The sequence below is a fragment of the Shouchella lonarensis genome (genome assembly GCF_900096965.1).
Classification (GTDB): Bacteria; Bacillota; Bacilli; order Bacillales; family Bacillaceae_D; genus Shouchella; species Shouchella lonarensis.
The window spans coordinates 1-17,305 of the sequence record NZ_FMYM01000007.1 but is presented as its reverse complement, the minus strand read 5'-3'; the positions used below and the strand labels follow the sequence as shown (position 1 = coordinate 17,305).

Here is a 17,305-nt window from a genome sequence, read left to right as displayed (position 1 = left end):
AAGCACCTCCCAGCATTCACTTTTTCGTCGAAGAATCTCGTAAATATGTCCAGCCATCTCGTTGCTCAATTTTGCCTTCCTTCATCAACTTCCCAAGCGCACGCTTAAATGCTGATTTGCTCATTTGAAACCGACTCACAATTACATCTGGCGTCGATTTGTCACCATAAGGCATACGACCGCTCCGTTCTTGCAATACGTGCAAAATTCGGTTGGCATCCGTTTTTTGCTGTTCTGTTCGCAATGGACGTGCTGTCACATTGACGCGACCATCTTCACGAACGAATTGCACGCGACCGGTGATGGCTTGTCCTAAACGTGGCATACCGAGCGCTTCATCGCGATGTAAAAAAGCAATCGGACCGTCTTCAATGAACAGTGCCGCTCCTTCTTCAAGAAAATGATAAATCGTTCCCGTTACTTCACGTCCAAGCCACGTCTCGTCTGCCGAGATAGCTTGCGACATGACCGGTGCTCCTTTCACAAGGCGCCCCATTAACCGACCTTTTTTATCCCATGTCAATGAACAAAAAAGACGATCTCCAACAGCAGGCCACGCTTCACGTTCAGTAGGTAGCTCATCTATAGACACAAACAAATCTCGGGAAACCCCGTTATGAACAAACACACCGTGGTGTGGCTTCACACCAACAACGGTTAACCAACCGATCTCGTCATTTTTAATAATCGGCTCTACCATCGTTGCTGATAAACGGTTGTCATGGTCATGATATAAAAAGACAGTAACCTCATCCTCAGGCATTAGCGTCGTAGTCGCCTCACGATTATGCAGTAGGATGTCTTCTGTCCCGTTACTCAAAAAATAGCCAAATGCTGCGACACGAACAACCGGCAATGTCACCATCATTCCTGGTTTTAACATGAGGACAAAATCTCCCCTACATCAACGCGCGGTGCGTCGCCCCACAACTTTTCCAAGTTGTAATATGTCCGCTCATCTTTATGAAATACATGTACGACAATATCACCTATATCAACAAGTACCCAGCGCGCTTGGTCATAACCTTCCAGACGCTTCAATTCAATATTTGCTTCTTGCGCACATTTTTTTAATTCATGGGCAATCGCTTGCACTTGTTTTTCAGAATTGCCGTGACAAATGACAAAATAATCTGCCACTGGTGAAATCCCTTGCACATTTAAAGCCACCATTTGCTCGGCTCGCTTATCATCAATCGCTTTTACCGCTAATTTCAACTGTTCATTCAATGGTTGAACGCCCCTTTCTTTTTAAAAACGCGTGGTATGCACAAACCGTCTCTGGATGAATCGGCACTTCTTTCTGTAGTAAGAAAGTCATTGTTTGTTGTAAAGCATATAAACACGCGCTGTCTAGGCTTTCTTCTGCAAGCAGGCGCGCCTTTTCTACACCTGGAAATGCACGATTGGGCTCAATATAATCAGCAACAAAAACAACTTTTTCCACTATACTCATATGGGCTCGTCCTGTTGTATGCGATTTAATTGCTGCTAAAATGTCGTTATCACAAATCCCCAAATGATGTTGCACATAATGTGCGCCACACGGGGCATGAAGTAATTCGTCTCCATACTGTGCCCAATGCGGTTCTTTTAACACCTCGGTCACTGTTTGTCTCATATCACGAACGTCGTGCTCTTTACAAATATCATGTAAAATGGCTGCGAGCTCACATTTTTGTACGTCCGCACCATACCGTTTCGCCAGTGTGATGCTCACTTCGTGTACACCAAGTGTATGGGTATAGCGAGCGGGGGAAAGGTGTGGGCGTACATGTGCGAACGCTTCTTCACTCGTCATCAACATATAAATGCCGCTCCTCTATCGTGCGGGCCACACCAAAAGGCACGAAATATTGAATGGGTCGACCGTGCTTGAGACGTGTTCGAATCATCGTTGAGGAAATCGGCCACGCTTCAAAATCGACCACGTCCACATTTGCTTCTGTACGATCGATTTGTGCACCCGGACGTACAAACGCTACAAACGTCACAAGCGTGCGTAATTCATCAATGTGTCGCCACGATGAAAGGGTCTCCACCATATCGCCACCAATAATAAAAAAGAAAGCTGTCTCAGGATGTAATACCTTTAATTCACGCACTGTGTCTATTGTGTAGGACTTTCCTTCACGTCTTAATTCAATATCTTTAATCGCAAACCGCGGCTCATCTTCAATCCCTGCTGCGAGCATTGCCACGCGATCTTCCCCACTTGTCAACGTGTCTCTTTCTTTATGTGGCGGCGTCTGCACAGGAATAAACCAAACCTCATCTAATTCACATGCATGGAGTGCTTCTTGGGCAATTAAAAAGTGTCCGATATGGGGTGGATCAAATGTCCCACCAAGTAAACCGACTCGCTTTAACATGATACACGCAACCCTTCCTTATGATTCTGGCAACATGATCTTCGGTTGCTTTTGCGCACGCTTATATAAAACAATGGTGTGCCCAATCACTTGCACGATGTATGATGCTGTCCCTTCTAATAATGCTTCGACAACATCTTCTTGATCCATCATACAGTTTTGCAATACCGTTATTTTAATTAATTCTCGTGCTTCTAATGCTTCGTTTATTTGCCGAATCATTTGCTCGCCCACACCAGCTTTCCCCACTTGAAAAATTGGCTGAATGTGATGAGATTGTGCACGTAAAAATCGTTTTTGCTTTTTCGTTAACATGGACATGCCTCCGATCCCGAAATACTGAATTCTGTCGCCAACAGGCAAATTTTCAAACGTTCACCTCTGAAAACACCCTTTATTCACTTCGTTAATTTTAATACTGTCTCAGTCATTGGCACACGATCAGGCCATCGCTGTGTCCAATAATAAATAGACAGCGCGGCTTGCTCGACAAACATGCCAATACCTGGACTTGTTTTGTTCCCACGTGCTTTAGCTGTTTTTATTAATGCTGTCTCAATCGGATGATAAATGATTTCACTCACAAACGTATGCTGCGCCAACGTCTCAAGAGATAATGGGATTTCTCTCACATGGGGGGTCATCCCAACTGAAGTCGTCTGAATCAACACATCATAAGGAGATAAATCCTCTTCGACTTGTAAGAGTGGTGCTGCTTTAACTGGCCACTGCGGAAAATGAGCAACAAGCTGTTGTGCACGTGTAAGCGTACGATTGGCGACCGTCACGTAACCGACACCATGCTTACATAACGCATACACGATCGCCCTCGCTGCACCGCCTGCGCCAATGACAAGCACATTTGCACAAGCGAGTTTTCTTGCATCGACACGTGCCAGTAAAGCGGTCATATAACCTGTCCCATCAGTATTCTTTCCAATCAAACGATGACCACAGCGTACAATCGTATTGACTGCCCCAATCGCGTGCGCATCTTCATCAAGCTCGTCAAGGTATGGCAGAACAGCCACTTTGTGAGGTAAGGTCACATTTAGTCCATCTATATTTCCCGCTCGTACCTTATGCAACATTGCTTTTAGTTGCACAGGGGGCACATCCATTGCTTCATACGTCGCATCTAAATGTAACGACTGATATGCGGCAGCATGCATTTGCGGACTTAAACTATGGCTAACTGGGTGACCAATGAGACCATATTTTCGCTCCATGAAAGTCACCTCGCATTCCAGCATTCAATCATCACACTGTTGACTTTTCTTCCGTGAATCAATTTGCGTTCAGACTCCCGACATCTGTGATTATGCGTGCATCGACATTCTTACAGAAACGCCAATACCGGCGGGTGCGTACGCTTCAATTGCAACACCATCACTTTGTACCGTCACCCAGCCTAATCCAGCATATACGACATCCACGCGTCCTGCTTGCAGTCGAAAAACATGTCGTTCCAGCGCGGGCAACGTCTCCTGCGGAGTAGGAGGACTAAGTAACGTCCCAACATGTTGTTCAAAAAGCGCATCTGCATTCGACAACTTTGTACGATGAATTGGAACACTATTTGCTGCGTACACAATAAACGAAGCAGGCGCACCTTTTTTAAAATCCAGTCGTGCAAGACCGCCAAGAAACAACGTTTGCTCTTCTTGTAACTGGTATACACGTGGTTTCAATTCTTTTTTTGGCGTAACAGCCTTTAAACTTTCTGGAGACAAAAGATGTGCCATTTGATGGCGATTAATTAATCCAGGTGTATCAACGAGCATACGCTCATCTTCTAATGGAATTTCAATAAATTGTAACGTCGTTCCGGGAAAATGAGACGTCGTTACAAGTGGCGGACGGGCATCTTTGGCACTACGTGACAAAATGTCATTAATAAAAGAGGACTTGCCTACATTTGTACAACCAACGACATACACATCTCTCCCACGACGATACGTATCAATGTGCGCACAGACGTCTTCTACATTTTCACCTGTCTCCGCGCTCATGAGTAAGACATCAACTGGTTTTAATCCAAAGTCAGCAGCCATTTTCTTAAGCCAGTGACGGACTTTTCCACGATTCGTTGATTTCGGTAACAAATCCACCTTATTTGCAACAAGCAAAACTTGATTGCGACCAACAAATCGCTGTAACCCCGTAATCCAGCTTCCGTGTACATCAAATACATCAATCACTTTTACAATAAGCGCATGCTTGTCGTATAACGTTTGAAACAGTTCGGAAAAATCATCATCCGACATTTGTACAGGCTGCATTTCATTGTAATGTGTCAACCGATAACAACGTCTACATACAACAACATCGCGCGCGCATGCTGCTTTTGGCGCATAGCCTAGCTGTTGTGGGTCATCTGTTTGGATTGCGATCCCACAACCAGAACAATGCAAGCTTGTTGTCTTCTCTGTCATGACTTGTCCTCCCAAGTAATATACCCTTTTCTCCTCATCCATTTTAACACAATTCGCTCCATCCGCCGGTTCATCCTTGTCATCCATCCATCCGTTTTGACGACCGGCACAACAAGAATTGTATGTAGGCCAGCTCGGTTTCCACCTAATACATCCGTAAACATTTGGTCACCTACAACAACGGCTTCCTCGGGACGAACCGCCATTTGCTTACACGCTTGCTGAAATGCACGCTTGAGCGGTTTTCTTGCATTATAAATAAATCTTACTTTCTCTGGATCGCAAAAATCCTTTACACGTTTTTCATGATTATTTGACACAACCATAATTTGGAAACCAGCTTTTTTCAGAGCCCCAAACCACTCACAAACTTCAACCGTTGCTGTCGGGTAGTCCCACGCGACCAATGTGTTATCTAAATCTGTAATTACTGCTTTTACACCGCGCTCACTTAGTTCTGCCACATCAATCTCATAGATGTTCTTCACATATTGATCCGGTAGTAAATGTTTCAACATCATATAAAACCTCTTTTCTTATGTACATGACGAACCGATGTCTCTAAACTTCTGCAAAAGAACTTATCAAACATTCACTATACCGTTAAAAACACATTTTATCAATCAAGAGAATTCATCCGATATGTGTCGAACTAAAAAAACTTTCCGACAAAACCAGACACCACTTCCAACTGTGGATAACGTTGTCCACGAAATAAATCCTTTTATGTCAATAAAAATGAGTACACATTCACACAATGCCCACAAGCTATCCACATAGTTATGTGGATAGATAGAACGATTGTTCCAGTTCTACAAACGTGCTACACTGTGCTTAGTAAATGATTTGTCCCTTTCACAAGCATTCAAACGTTATCTTATCTCAATTGTGCACATGAAACAGCAATTGATCTAATACCCATCACTATATTTTCGCGAGGAGGTGAACCTGTCGCTCTTAACGACGGGACCTAATGCACACGCTATCAGACGAACTCTTGATCGAGACATACCATAAAGCAATTGAATTAGAACTTCAACAAGATTTTATTGATTTAATCCACGATGAGCTCCATCGTCGCTCTCTCATTGATCGTATTAAGCTGTCTTCATAACCCTACCCTCAATTGATATAAAAAAGGACCGTTACAGGTCCTTTTTCTGTTGTTCGCCCGTATCTTGTGGAAACCATTTAATATATTCACGCGGCAAAAAGCGGTTTGGATCATTTTTTTGTATAGAAATTCCGGAACGATCTGGTCCACGTGTATACGTTTCACCTAAGCTATCCAACCACCATCCACTTACACACAAAATCATGAACACAGCTATACAAATGAGTACTTTAGGTTTTAATCGAATAAGCCATCACCCTTTCTAGCGAACAGCAGTCGGCCACCGGAGACACAAATTTTATGTTCAGTATTTCCTCTCTCAACCGCTTATATTCTTTATTTGGACTTCCGATCTTCGACTTCTGTTATCATAGGTTTGACATTTTAGGGCACAACTTATACTGACACCTTTTTAATTTTTTTTTTGCTAAAATCACCTCGTTTGTACATATTAATAAGTCTGTTTTTGAGCAGCGTTACACGTATCTCAGGGGGTGCACGTCTGCTTCATTTACGTTATAATGACGAAGATCCCCTCATTTGACGATCAACGGGACATCTATAAAAAAGGAGGCAGGACATGTCTAGTGTTCATTTAGCTATTCTCGCTCCATTTATCGTGGCGGCTATCATCCCTATGATTTACCCATACACGAAAAAATTACATACAGGCTGGTTTGTTTTATTCGTTCCAGCTTCATTGTTTATTTTCTTTATCTCATTTCTACCGATGACGACAAGCGGGGAAACCATGTTATTGACCCTCCCTTGGGTACCGTCACTAGGCATTCACTTTAACTTATATGTTGATGGGCTCAGCTTACTATTTGCCTTATTGATTACCGGTATCGGTACGCTTGTCGTTTTTTACTCGATTTACTATTTAAATAAAAAATCAGAGCGGCTCCATCATTTTTACATTTACCTCCTGCTATTTATGGGTGCGATGCTTGGTGTCGTATTATCCGACAATTTGATCACGCTTTATATTTTTTGGGAACTCACAAGCCTTGCCTCGGCGCTCTTAATTAGTTATTGGTTCCACCGAAAAGAATCCATCTATGGTGCTCAAAAATCGATGCTAATTACTGTGTTTGGCGGGTTTGCCATGCTTGCTGGCTTCTGTTTGCTTTATGCCATTACAGGCACTTTCAGTCTACGTGAAATCATCGACCAGTTAGATGTGGTCGTCTCCAGTCCACTTTTCATTGCGACAATGCTTTTAATTTTGCTCGGTGCTTTCACAAAATCAGCGCAGTTCCCATTCCATATTTGGTTGCCAGATGCGATGGCTGCGCCGACACCTGTTAGCGCCTACTTACACTCTGCCACAATGGTGAAAGCCGGCATTTATCTCGTTGCCCGCCTGACGCCTATTTATGGTGGGTCCCCTGAATGGTTTTGGATTTTAACCATTTTCGGGTTGCTCACCTTAACTTGGGGATCGATTTCCGCTGTGAGACAAAAAGATTTAAAAGGGATTCTTGCCTACTCTACCGTCAGTCAGCTTGGACTCGTCATGTGTTTATTAGGCGTTGGTTCTGCCCCACTTCTCGATCCTGAATTTTCTATTGCCGTGATCACAACCGCTGTCTTCCACTTAATTTCACATGCAACGTTTAAAGGAAGCTTATTTATGACAGCAGGGATCATCGACCATGAAACAGGCACACGTGATATTCGTAAACTCGGTGGGTTAATGGCGATCATGCCGATCACATTTACGATTTCCGCTGTTGGACTCGCTGCCATGGCTGGTTTACCACCGTTTAATGGCTTTATTTCTAAAGAGATGTTCTTTACAAGTATGATAAAAGCAACCGAGCGCAGCTTTTTTGGATTAGGAGACGTTGGCCTCTTGTTGCCAATCATTGCTTGGATCGCAAGTATTTTCACCTTTTTATACTGTGCAGTTATGTTCTTTAAAACGTTTACCGGACAATTTGAACCATCATCGTTTAAAAAGCCGGTTCACGAAGCACCGCTTGGGCTACTCATTAGTCCACTCATTCTTGGATCGCTTGTGATTATTTTTGGGTTATTCCCGAACGTACTCGCGAACACCATTGTAAAACCAACCGTTGAGAGTGTGCTCCCTACGCTTCCACCTGGGCAAATTAGTGTGATGTTAAGTCTTTGGCATGGCGTGAATACTGAACTAATGATGACGATTGGTGTTGTTTGTCTTGGGAGTGTGCTGTTTATTTTCATGAAGAAATGGCAAAACCTAGCGCTCTACAAACGAGACCGTGATCCACTCCATTGGTTTTATGATCAAGGGTTAATAGGGTTAACGGCGACATCACAAGCCATTACACGAACACAAATGACTGGGCGTCTTCGTGACTATTTCGCTTACATGATCATTTTCATCTTAGCATTGCTCGCGTGGACGTTCTCCTATACAAATGCGTGGTCTTTCCGCATCGATCATATGACTGACATTCCATGGTTTATGTATATCGCTGCATTGATTTTCATTGCTGCGACCATCGCCTTACCGTTTATTAAACAGCGCCTCACACTCATCATCTTTGCCGGGATTATTGGCTATATGATGGCCCTATTTTTCGCGCTTTTCCGGGCACCAGATTTAGTATTGACCCAGCTCCTTGTTGAAACCGTCACAGTTGTGTTACTCGTACTCGCCTTTAGGCATCTACCAGAGATCACAAAGGAAATTCGCTCAAAGAAAACAAAAGTTTTTCACATCGCCATTTCCGCAGCTGTCGGTCTCTTTGTCACTGTCATTGCCATTAGTGCGTACTCGTTTGGGACAGAAATTGGACTACGCTCAATTTCCGATTACTATATTGAAAATGTATACGAGCTTGGCGGCGGTACAAATATGGTCAATGTCATTTTAGTTGACTTCCGTGGTCTGGATACAATGCTTGAAGTACTCGTTCTCGGCATTGTCGCACTTGCAGTGATTATGCTTGTCAAACATCGCTTTAAGGGAGGAGAAGACGTATGAAGTTTTCACGATCACACGACATATTACAACGAACATTTATTACAATTGTGATCTACTTCCTGCTCGCATTTGCACTGTATTTGTTCTTTGCAGGTCATAACAACCCTGGCGGCGGCTTTATCGGCGGATTAATGGCAGCATGTGCCTTTATTCTCGTCTACGTTGTTTTAGACAAAAAACAAGCGACGGCGGTGTTGCGCATCTCCTTCGTCCCAGTCATTGCCATCGGGTTATTGCTGACGATTGTCGTCGGTTTCATCGGTGTCATCTTTGGAAAAGCGTATTTAGAACATTTTTTTGATTACTTCCATTTCCCTTTATTTGGGAAAACAGAACTGACGACGGCGTTACCCTTTGACCTTGGCATCTTTCTCGTCGTCATTGCCGTCACCATGGTCATCACATTAACAATTGCGGAGGATGATCAGTAATGGAATTATTAGTATTTGTGATGATCGGTGTCCTCTTCGCAGTTGGCACCTACCTTTTACTCAGTCGTAGCATTTTACGTATCATCGTTGCACTCATGATCTTCTCTCATGGCGCGCATTTACTCATTCTTACCATGGCTGGACTCGGGGGGAAAAACCCACCTTTATACCACCTTGGTGACGGAGACTTTATGGATCCACTACCACAAGCATTAATTTTAACAGCGATTGTTATCGGCTTCGGGATTACAGCTTTCCTCGTTGTCCTTGGCTACAGAACGTATAAAGTACACAAAACGGATGATCTTGAAAAATTGAGGGGATCTGCTGATGAATAACTTACTCATACTACCAGTCATACTCCCCTTTGCGGTAGGGGCTTTGTTAATTCTCTTTGCAAAATATGGGCGCCTTCAGCGCATCATTAGTAGTATCGCCGTCATTTCTCTGCTATGTGTTTCCGTCTACTTAGCCTCTCGTTCCTATATAGATGGGACACAAACATTGGAATTAGGCAATTGGCAAGCACCATTTGGCATTGTCTTTGTCGGTGACTTATTTTCAACCTTTATGGTTGTCCTTTCTTCCATCGTCGGTGTCGTTTGCTTATTCTTTGCTTTCTGCACACTTGACCGAAGAAGAGAACGATTTTACTTCTATCCGTTCTACTTTTTCTTGCTTACTGGCGTAAACGGTGCTTTTTTAACAGGAGACTTATTTAACCTCTTCGTATTCTTTGAAGTCATGCTTCTATCGTCTTATGCTCTAATCGCTTTTGGTGGCACCGGTTATCAACTACGTGAGGGATTTAAATACACTGTCATTAACGTATTTGCCTCTGCACTCTTCCTCGTTGGTGTCGCTTATTTATACGGCATCACGGGCACATTAAATATGGCAGATCTTGCTGTTCGTATTGGAGAAATCGGTCAAACCGGCACACTGCAAGTTGTCGCGATGATTTTCTTTATTGTCTTTGCAATGAAAGGCGCCCTCTTCCCCCTTTACTTCTGGTTGCCAAACTCTTATTACGGACCACCAGCAGCAATTGCAGCATTATGTGGGGGGTTACTAACAAAAGTTGGAATTTATGCGATCATCCGCTCTTTTACGTTAATCTTTACAAACGACACGGGTTTCACACACACACTATTGCTATGGATTGCTGGACTGACGATGTTCTTTGGGATTTTAGGTGCGGTTGCTCAATTCGACTTCAAGCGAATTCTCCCTTACAACATCATTAGTCATGTCGGGTATATTATTATGGGACTCGGTTTGTACACGCGTATTGCCCTTGCTGGTGCCGTGTTTTACATCGCCCACCATATCATTGTCAAATCATCACTGTTCCTATTCGAAGGCGCGACAAAGAAAGTGACCGGAACAAGCGATTTAAGGCAAATGGGTGGCTTACTAAAAACGCATCCATGGCTGGCATGGCTGTTCCTCATTTCCGCTTTATCTTTAGCTGGTATTCCACCATTTAGTGGCTTTTTCAGCAAACTTCCGTTAATACGCGAAAGCTTAACGATTGGAAACTACTGGATTGCCGCTGTCGCTTTAGTCGTTGGCATTTTAACGTTGATTTCAATGATGAGGATTTTCTCACATGTCTTTTGGGGGGAACAAAAACATACAGAAGAACAAGCAGCCATCTCACTCAAAAAACCGTTGCTTGCGATTGTGCCGTTAGTCATATTAACCATCATTCTTGGATTGGGAGCCGAACCGGTCTTCTTGTATTCACTAGAAATTGCCGACCAGCTCCTAGATCCAACCACTTACATTGATGCGGTATTAGGGGAGGCGAAATAGCATGATGTTTCAATTAGCAGTAAACTTCACGATTGCCTTCTTATGGATATTGTTTCAAAATAGCCTAACAATGGCAGACTTCATTGTCGGCTATGCAATTGGTATGGTCGTTGTCCTCGTCCTCGTCCATTTTCAAGATGGGTACTTTTACATGCATCGTGTATGGTCATTGATCAAACTGATGGGTGTTTTCTTAAGAGAATTGACGTTAGCAAACATTGACGTAATGAAAATCCTGTTACGGAAAAACATGAATATCTCCCCCGGCATCATTGCTGTGCCGACAGAATTAAAAACGAATAGCGAAAAAGCCTTATTCGCACTTTTAATGACACTCACACCTGGCACGTTGTCCATTGAGTTTTCTAAAGATGGCACCCAGATTTTTATTCATGCATTACAAGCTGAAAATCCTGAAGACGTGGTCGCTCAAGTGAAGCGAACATTCGAGGCGAGCATATTGGAGGTGACCCGCCGCCATGTTTAATACATGTTTATCGGTCGCCCTAATCATTTTAGGGATTGCCGCGCTCCTCTGTCTCGTTCGCGCGGTCATTGGACCGACCGTATATGATCGGATCGTCGCCTTAGATACATTAGGATTGTTATTAATTAGCTTCATTGGCATTCTCATGATGCTACACGATACAGTCGCTTATACCGAAGTCTTACTTGTTGTCGGCATTCTTGCTTTTGTTGGTTCTGTTGCAATGGCAAAGTTTCTTGAGAGGGGAGATTTATTTGACAGTGATTGAATGGGTTATTATTGTTTTGGTCATTGTAGGTTCCTTATTCGGTCTATTGACGGCCGTTGGCATCATTCGCTTTCCTGATGTGTATTCTCGCCTACATGCAACCGGAAAAAACGCTACTTTCGGTGTCATGATGATTATGACAGCGACGTTCTTACATTTTCTTATCCATCACGGACAATTTATTGGGAAAGTATTGCTCACCATTTTGTTTGTTTTTATGACGGTGCCTATTTCGGCACTTGAAATCTCGCGCTCTGCTTATCGCACCGGTATCCCCCTTCATCCGTCTTCTACACGTGATGAAATGGCACCTTACTATGCGACAAAGCGAAAGAAACAACAGCAGTCATCTGAGTGAACAGTGAACCTCAAAATCGGTGAGGCTCCATGCCTGGGAACAGACGAACCATATGAAAAGCACCTCTCCTTACGGTATTGCGGTTGTTCCATCCGCATCACTGCAAGGGTGAGGTGCTTTTTGTTTACTAAACAATAAATATTTAATTCAGTAGAATTCGTCCTAGCGATTGTGAACATATGTATGTTCATTTGCCTCGTCCTGACCCCTGAGACGAATTATTCATACACCTACCCACTTTTCGTCCACTAAAGCAAACAACTGCCCTTTTCAATACACGCAATGCACAGAAATTACTAAAAAAACATACTTTATGTTATGGAGGAAAGACCTTTTTATAAGGGTTTAATTCGATATGCATTATTCTAAACACCATTTTTTAATTATGTAATATAGCATATCAAAAATAACGACAAGGGGGATGGACATTAATTATGGTGATAAACCACTATACTGACAATCAATAGATGTACTCTTTTAAACAACTTTTTCCTGTTTCACAACGTTCTTCTTTAATACTTTTAAGGAGGTTATGAATCATGTCACAACCAAATATGCCTAATATCACACCTAACATTGAGATCACCCGAGAAAATGTTGTAAACTTACTACTCGCTTCGATTGCAATGGAAGAGATGGGGCTATCTCATATTATTAATGCTGAAGGTGAAAAAATCCAATATGCATTAGGGACACTTCCGGGAGTTACAGGACCGGCTGCAACATTGCAAGATATCTTAGAAATTAACCAAGACGTAGACTCGATGCTTGACACCATTTTCAAAAAAGAAATTTTGTTGGTCTCTAAATTACAAGAAACTGCGCGTATCCCAACTGTTCTTGGTCCAACAGGACCTGCTGGACCTACTGGACTTGCTGGAGCCGTTGATAGTGTGAATGGTCAAACTGGGGATGTGATACTTGATGCAGAGGATGTCAATGCATTACCGTTTACTACCTTGCCATCAACGACGAACTTAGACACGTTGCTCGCACCTGCTGTATACCGTTCAGATGATCCAACAGGGGGGCCGCCAACAAGTCCAGGAAGTATTTCTCCTGTACCACTTAGCCCTACTTGGACTGTGTATGTTTCTGTCATTGAATTTAGTGGCGCGACCCCCTATATTCAACAGCTCTATATCAGTAACCCAACTTTATTGTTCCGTAGTTCACCAGATAATGGTGTGACTTGGAGTGACTGGATTAATATGGAGCAAGGAACAACTGGACCTACTGGATCGACTGGACCTACCGGACCTACTGGATCGATTGGATCGATTGGACCTGGTGGATCGACTGGGACTACTGGACCTACTGGATCTACTGGACCTGCTGGAACTACTGGATCGACTGGACCTACTGGACTTACTGGACCTACCGGATCGACTGGATCGACTGGACCTACTGGACCTACTGGACCTACTGGATCGACTGGACCGATTGGGACTACTGGATCTACTGGATCTACTGGATCTACTGGACCTACTGGACCTACTGGACCTACTGGATCTACTGGACCGATTGGGACTACTGGACCTACTGGACCTACTGGACCTACCGGATCGACTGGACCTACCGGACCTATTGGATCGACTGGACCTACTGGGACTACTGGACCTACTGGACCTACCGGGACTACTGGACCTACTGGACCTACTGGATCCACTGGACCTACTGGACCTACTGGATTTGAACCTACTGGACCTACTGGATCTACCGGAACTACTGGACCTACTGGACCTACTGGACCTACTGGATCGACTGGACCTACTGGACCTACTGGATCTACCGGAACTACTGGGACCACTGGACCTACTGGATCCACTGGACCTACTGGACCTACTGGCACTGTTATCGGAGCTACTGGATCGACTGGACCGATTGGGGTCAATGTCCAAGGAATAGCAGGAATGTTTACAATTGACACAACTGATACCATTCCTACATTAAATGATGGCGATCCCATTCCTTTCCAACGTGAAGAGCCAACAGCCGTACCACCTGGAACATTTACACTGAACGGAGACGGGACTGTTGTCATTCATGAACCAGGTGTATACACCATCTCTGCTGTATTATACGCAGACACGACAACCGCAAACTGTAATGTTGAACTTGAAGTAGATGGTACGACTCAAACCGGCTCGACAATGAAAATCACACCAGAAATCACGGTACAATTATATACATTTGCGCAAGTGACGGCGAATACAACCGTTGGTCTGTTTGTTGTAGGAAATGGTCTCGTCTTAAATACAACACCATTAGCAGGTGTTGATAGTACCACTGCTTCACTAGAGATTTATAGGCAAAACATTTTATAAACTGAAAGGGGATGAGAAAAATGTCTCAACCAAATATGCCAAATTTTACGCCTGATATTACGTTAACGAGAGATGATGTCGTCAATCTATTATTTGCATCGATTGCAATGGAAGAAATGGGTTTAGCACATATCATTAATGCAGAAGGAGAAAAAATTCAATATGCTTTAGGGACGCTAAGTGGCATAACAGGTCCACCTGCTAGTTTATCCGAGATTGCAGAAATAAATGAGAGCGCAGAAGCTTTACTCCAAGCAATTTTCAAAAAAGAAATCATTTTGGAATCTAAATTGAAAAATGCTGCCAGTATCCCTTCTTTCTTTGGACCTAGAGGACCTACTGGACCTACTGGACCTACTGGAGACGTATTAAGCGTCAATGGGCAAGAGGGTGTTGTCGTATTAGACGCAGAAGACGTGGGTGCCTTCCCTTATCTGATTCTCCCATCTGGCACTAATTTTAATACACTCGTCACACCGGGCGCATATAGTTCTAATAACGCAACAGGACCATTGCCTACCAATGGACCACCAGGTGTGACAAATCCTTCCGTATGGACCATTTATGTATCCGCTGTTAATAATCATATTCAGCAACTATATTTATCAAATCCAGCGATGTTCTATCGCAGTACAACAGATGGTATCACATGGGGACCATGGATACCTGTCGGCACACAAGGTGCAACTGGAGCGATTGGACCTACTGGACCGACCGGAACTACTGGATCCACTGGACCGACCGGAACTACTGGATCCACTGGACCGATTGGACCTATCGGAATAACCGGGTCGACCGGGCCGATCGGAACTACTGGATCCACTGGACCTACTGGACCTACTGGACCTACTGGACCTACTGGACCTACTGGATCCACGGGGCCGACCGGAACTACTGGATCTACTGGGCCTACTGGACCTACTGGACCTACTGGACCTACTGGACCTACTGGATCTATTGGACCTACTGGACCTACTGGACCTACTGGACCTACTGGGCCTACTGGGCCTACTGGATCCACTGGACCTACTGGGCCTACTGGACCTACTGGACCTACTGGATCCACTGGACCTACTGGACCTACCGGACCTACCGGACCTACTGGACCTACTGGACCTACTGGACCTACTGGACCTACTGGGCCTACTGGATCCACTGGATCCACTGGACCTACTGGACCTACTGGATCCACTGGACCTACTGGACCTACTGGACCTACTGGACCTACTGGATCCACTGGACCTACTGGACCTACTGGATCCACTGGACCTACTGGACCTACTGGACCTACTGGACCTACTGGACCTACTGGACCTACTGGACCTATTGGACCTACCGGACCTACTGGACCAGACGTCCCAGCAGTAATCGGAAGGTTCGCTCGAAACACATCAGATGGTACTCTGGCAGTGGCTGACCAAGACTTCGTCCTTCTTCTAACACCAGATCCTGCTGAAGTTCCTGCGGGCGCTATGACATTGGAAGCAAACGGATCTGTCACTGTCAATGAACCCGGCTTATATAGTATTGAAGCGCTATTTGTTGCCGGAGCAGGGTCGAATAACTCAAATATTAGCATTACAGTTAATGGGGTCGTACAAACTTCAGACCGAAGTATACCGAATAGGAAAGCGATTGCCTCTACGTTCGTGGAGCTAGAAGAAGGAGATGTTGTAGGTTTAATAGCGGATGGAGATGCCATCACAATAAATACAACACTTGTAGGAGGCGTGAATGCCACAAATGCATATATTCAAATATCACGTCAAAATATTCCGACTTAAAATGAGCAACCTCATACAATGTGATTTGAAATACACGATAAGGAGTGATGAAAATGTCTCAACCAAATATGCCCAATTTCACGCCAAATATTGCCATCGATCGTGATGATGTCGTCAATTTACTATTGGCTTCCATTGCGATGGAGGAGATGGGATTGGCGCATATCATTAATGCAGAAGGAGAAAAAATCCAATATGCATTAGGAACGTTACCTGGCGTGACGGGGCCCGATTTAAGTGTACAAGAAATTCTATCCGTTAATGACAGCATTCAATCAACATTGGACACAATATTTAAAAAGGAAATGATATTAGACTCAAAAATGAAAGTCGCAACAACAATGACACCTATCACAGGACCGCCCGGTTTAACAGGACCGACCGGACCACCGGGTGGTGTGCTCAGTGTCAATGGCATGACAGGGGATGTGTTACTAGAAGCACTTGATATTAACGCTTTCCCTTTAACGACAGATGTATTTTCTGGTACGAACCTAGATACCTTATTAACCCCAGGTGAGTATAGTTCAGATGATGCCGCCGGTCCACCTCCAACAAGCCCAGGTAGTCTTTCCCCTGTCCCATTAAGTCCAATATGGACCTTATATGTGACGGTTGTAGCATTTGACGAGGCGGCACCTTATATTCAGCAACTATATATTAGCAATCCAACATTTTTATATCGTAGCTCCACTGATAACGGGGGAACATGGAGCAACTGGCAACAACTATTGGCACAAGGTGTGACTGGACCTATCGGGCCTACTGGACTTGTTGGACCTACTGGACCTACTGGACCTACTGGACCTACTGGGTCCACTGGACCTACTGGACCTACCGGACCTACTGGACCTACTGGACCTACTGGACCTACTGGACCTACTGGACCTACTGGACCTACTGGACCTACTGGACCTACTGGACCTACTGGACC

Annotated in this window: 20 protein-coding genes; 11 read left to right on the top strand and 9 right to left on the bottom strand. The window is 44.2% G+C overall.

Annotation, left to right across the window (positions count from 1 at the left end):
• Positions 1-16 precede the first annotated feature (16 nt).
• The 8 genes from BLT29_RS08230 to BLT29_RS08195 all read right to left on the bottom strand — a co-directional run bounded on the left by BLT29_RS08230 (position 17) and on the right by BLT29_RS08195 (position 5,325).
• Positions 17-883 (bottom strand): CvfB family protein, encoded by an 867-nt coding sequence (locus BLT29_RS08230; protein WP_090775847.1) that lies wholly within the window; start codon positions 881-883, stop codon positions 17-19.
• Positions 877-1,230, bottom strand: coding sequence for a ribosome silencing factor (gene rsfS, locus BLT29_RS08225; protein WP_090775846.1), 354 nt, complete (start codon positions 1,228-1,230; stop codon positions 877-879). The genes BLT29_RS08230 and rsfS overlap by 7 nt, the downstream gene beginning before the upstream one ends.
• Positions 1,223-1,807 (bottom strand): bis(5'-nucleosyl)-tetraphosphatase (symmetrical) YqeK, encoded by a 585-nt coding sequence (gene yqeK / locus BLT29_RS08220; RefSeq protein WP_367576290.1) that lies wholly within the window; start codon positions 1,805-1,807, stop codon positions 1,223-1,225. The genes rsfS and yqeK overlap by 8 nt, the downstream gene beginning before the upstream one ends.
• Positions 1,791-2,372 (bottom strand): nicotinate-nucleotide adenylyltransferase, encoded by a 582-nt coding sequence (locus BLT29_RS08215; RefSeq protein ID WP_090775844.1) that lies wholly within the window; start codon positions 2,370-2,372, stop codon positions 1,791-1,793. The genes yqeK and BLT29_RS08215 overlap by 17 nt, the downstream gene beginning before the upstream one ends.
• A gap of 18 nt (positions 2,373-2,390) precedes the next feature.
• Positions 2,391-2,687 carry a ribosome assembly RNA-binding protein YhbY gene (gene yhbY, locus BLT29_RS08210; protein ID WP_090775997.1) on the bottom strand — a complete coding sequence of 99 codons (297 nt, stop codon included), beginning with the start codon at positions 2,685-2,687 and terminating at the stop codon, positions 2,391-2,393.
• Between the two features lie 83 nt (positions 2,688-2,770).
• Positions 2,771-3,601, bottom strand: coding sequence for a shikimate dehydrogenase (gene aroE / locus BLT29_RS08205; RefSeq protein ID WP_176763869.1), 831 nt, complete (start codon positions 3,599-3,601; stop codon positions 2,771-2,773).
• 90 nt (positions 3,602-3,691) lie between these two features.
• The gene (gene yqeH, locus BLT29_RS08200; protein WP_090775842.1) at positions 3,692-4,807 is read right to left on the bottom strand and encodes a ribosome biogenesis GTPase YqeH; all 1,116 of its coding nucleotides are present in this window, start codon (positions 4,805-4,807) and stop codon (positions 3,692-3,694) included.
• Complete coding sequence (locus BLT29_RS08195) at positions 4,804-5,325, bottom strand: YqeG family HAD IIIA-type phosphatase (protein ID WP_090775996.1); 522 nt, start codon at positions 5,323-5,325, stop codon at positions 4,804-4,806. The genes yqeH and BLT29_RS08195 overlap by 4 nt, the downstream gene beginning before the upstream one ends.
• A gap of 455 nt (positions 5,326-5,780) precedes the next feature.
• Between BLT29_RS08195 and BLT29_RS08190 the strand changes: the two genes are divergently transcribed.
• Positions 5,781-5,921: a sporulation histidine kinase inhibitor Sda gene (locus tag BLT29_RS08190; protein ID WP_090775841.1), complete on the top strand. Its 141-nt coding sequence runs from the start codon at positions 5,781-5,783 to the stop codon at positions 5,919-5,921.
• 31 nt (positions 5,922-5,952) lie between these two features.
• Here the strand turns inward: BLT29_RS08190 and BLT29_RS13385 are convergent, their stop codons facing one another.
• On the bottom strand, positions 5,953-6,099 hold the full coding sequence (locus BLT29_RS13385; protein WP_176763868.1) for a hypothetical protein: 147 nt from the start codon (positions 6,097-6,099) through the stop codon (positions 5,953-5,955).
• Between the two features lie 402 nt (positions 6,100-6,501).
• Here BLT29_RS13385 and BLT29_RS08185 point away from each other — a divergent pair, with 402 nt between their 5' ends.
• The 10 genes from BLT29_RS08185 to BLT29_RS13890 form a co-directional block, all read left to right on the top strand.
• Positions 6,502-8,898 carry a Na+/H+ antiporter subunit A gene (locus tag BLT29_RS08185; RefSeq protein WP_090775840.1) on the top strand — a complete coding sequence of 799 codons (2,397 nt, stop codon included), beginning with the start codon at positions 6,502-6,504 and terminating at the stop codon, positions 8,896-8,898.
• Entirely contained in the window at positions 8,895-9,329 is a 435-nt protein-coding gene (locus BLT29_RS08180; protein WP_090775839.1) for an MnhB domain-containing protein, read from the top strand. Before BLT29_RS08185 ends, BLT29_RS08180 begins: the two co-directional genes overlap by 4 nt.
• Entirely contained in the window at positions 9,329-9,667 is a 339-nt protein-coding gene (locus BLT29_RS08175) for a Na(+)/H(+) antiporter subunit C (RefSeq protein WP_090775838.1), read from the top strand. The genes BLT29_RS08180 and BLT29_RS08175 overlap by 1 nt, the downstream gene beginning before the upstream one ends.
• Positions 9,660-11,147, top strand: coding sequence for a Na+/H+ antiporter subunit D (locus BLT29_RS08170; RefSeq protein WP_090775837.1), 1,488 nt, complete (start codon positions 9,660-9,662; stop codon positions 11,145-11,147). The genes BLT29_RS08175 and BLT29_RS08170 overlap by 8 nt, the downstream gene beginning before the upstream one ends.
• A 1-nt stretch (position 11,148) precedes the next feature.
• Entirely contained in the window at positions 11,149-11,634 is a 486-nt protein-coding gene (locus BLT29_RS08165; RefSeq protein ID WP_090775836.1) for a Na+/H+ antiporter subunit E, read from the top strand.
• Positions 11,627-11,902, top strand: coding sequence for a Na(+)/H(+) antiporter subunit F1 (locus tag BLT29_RS08160; RefSeq protein WP_090775835.1), 276 nt, complete (start codon positions 11,627-11,629; stop codon positions 11,900-11,902). The genes BLT29_RS08165 and BLT29_RS08160 overlap by 8 nt, the downstream gene beginning before the upstream one ends.
• Positions 11,895-12,260, top strand: coding sequence for a monovalent cation/H(+) antiporter subunit G (gene mnhG, locus BLT29_RS08155; protein ID WP_367576292.1), 366 nt, complete (start codon positions 11,895-11,897; stop codon positions 12,258-12,260). The genes BLT29_RS08160 and mnhG overlap by 8 nt, the downstream gene beginning before the upstream one ends.
• Before the next feature lie 539 nt (positions 12,261-12,799).
• Entirely contained in the window at positions 12,800-14,587 is a 1,788-nt protein-coding gene (locus tag BLT29_RS13895) for a pyocin knob domain-containing protein (RefSeq protein ID WP_141769875.1), read from the top strand.
• 20 nt (positions 14,588-14,607) lie between these two features.
• Complete coding sequence (locus tag BLT29_RS13695; RefSeq protein WP_090775833.1) at positions 14,608-16,371, top strand: pyocin knob domain-containing protein; 1,764 nt, start codon at positions 14,608-14,610, stop codon at positions 16,369-16,371.
• Between the two features lie 53 nt (positions 16,372-16,424).
• Positions 16,425-17,305 (top strand): pyocin knob domain-containing protein (locus tag BLT29_RS13890; RefSeq protein WP_281241406.1); only part of this gene is annotated, 881 nt, incomplete at its 3' end.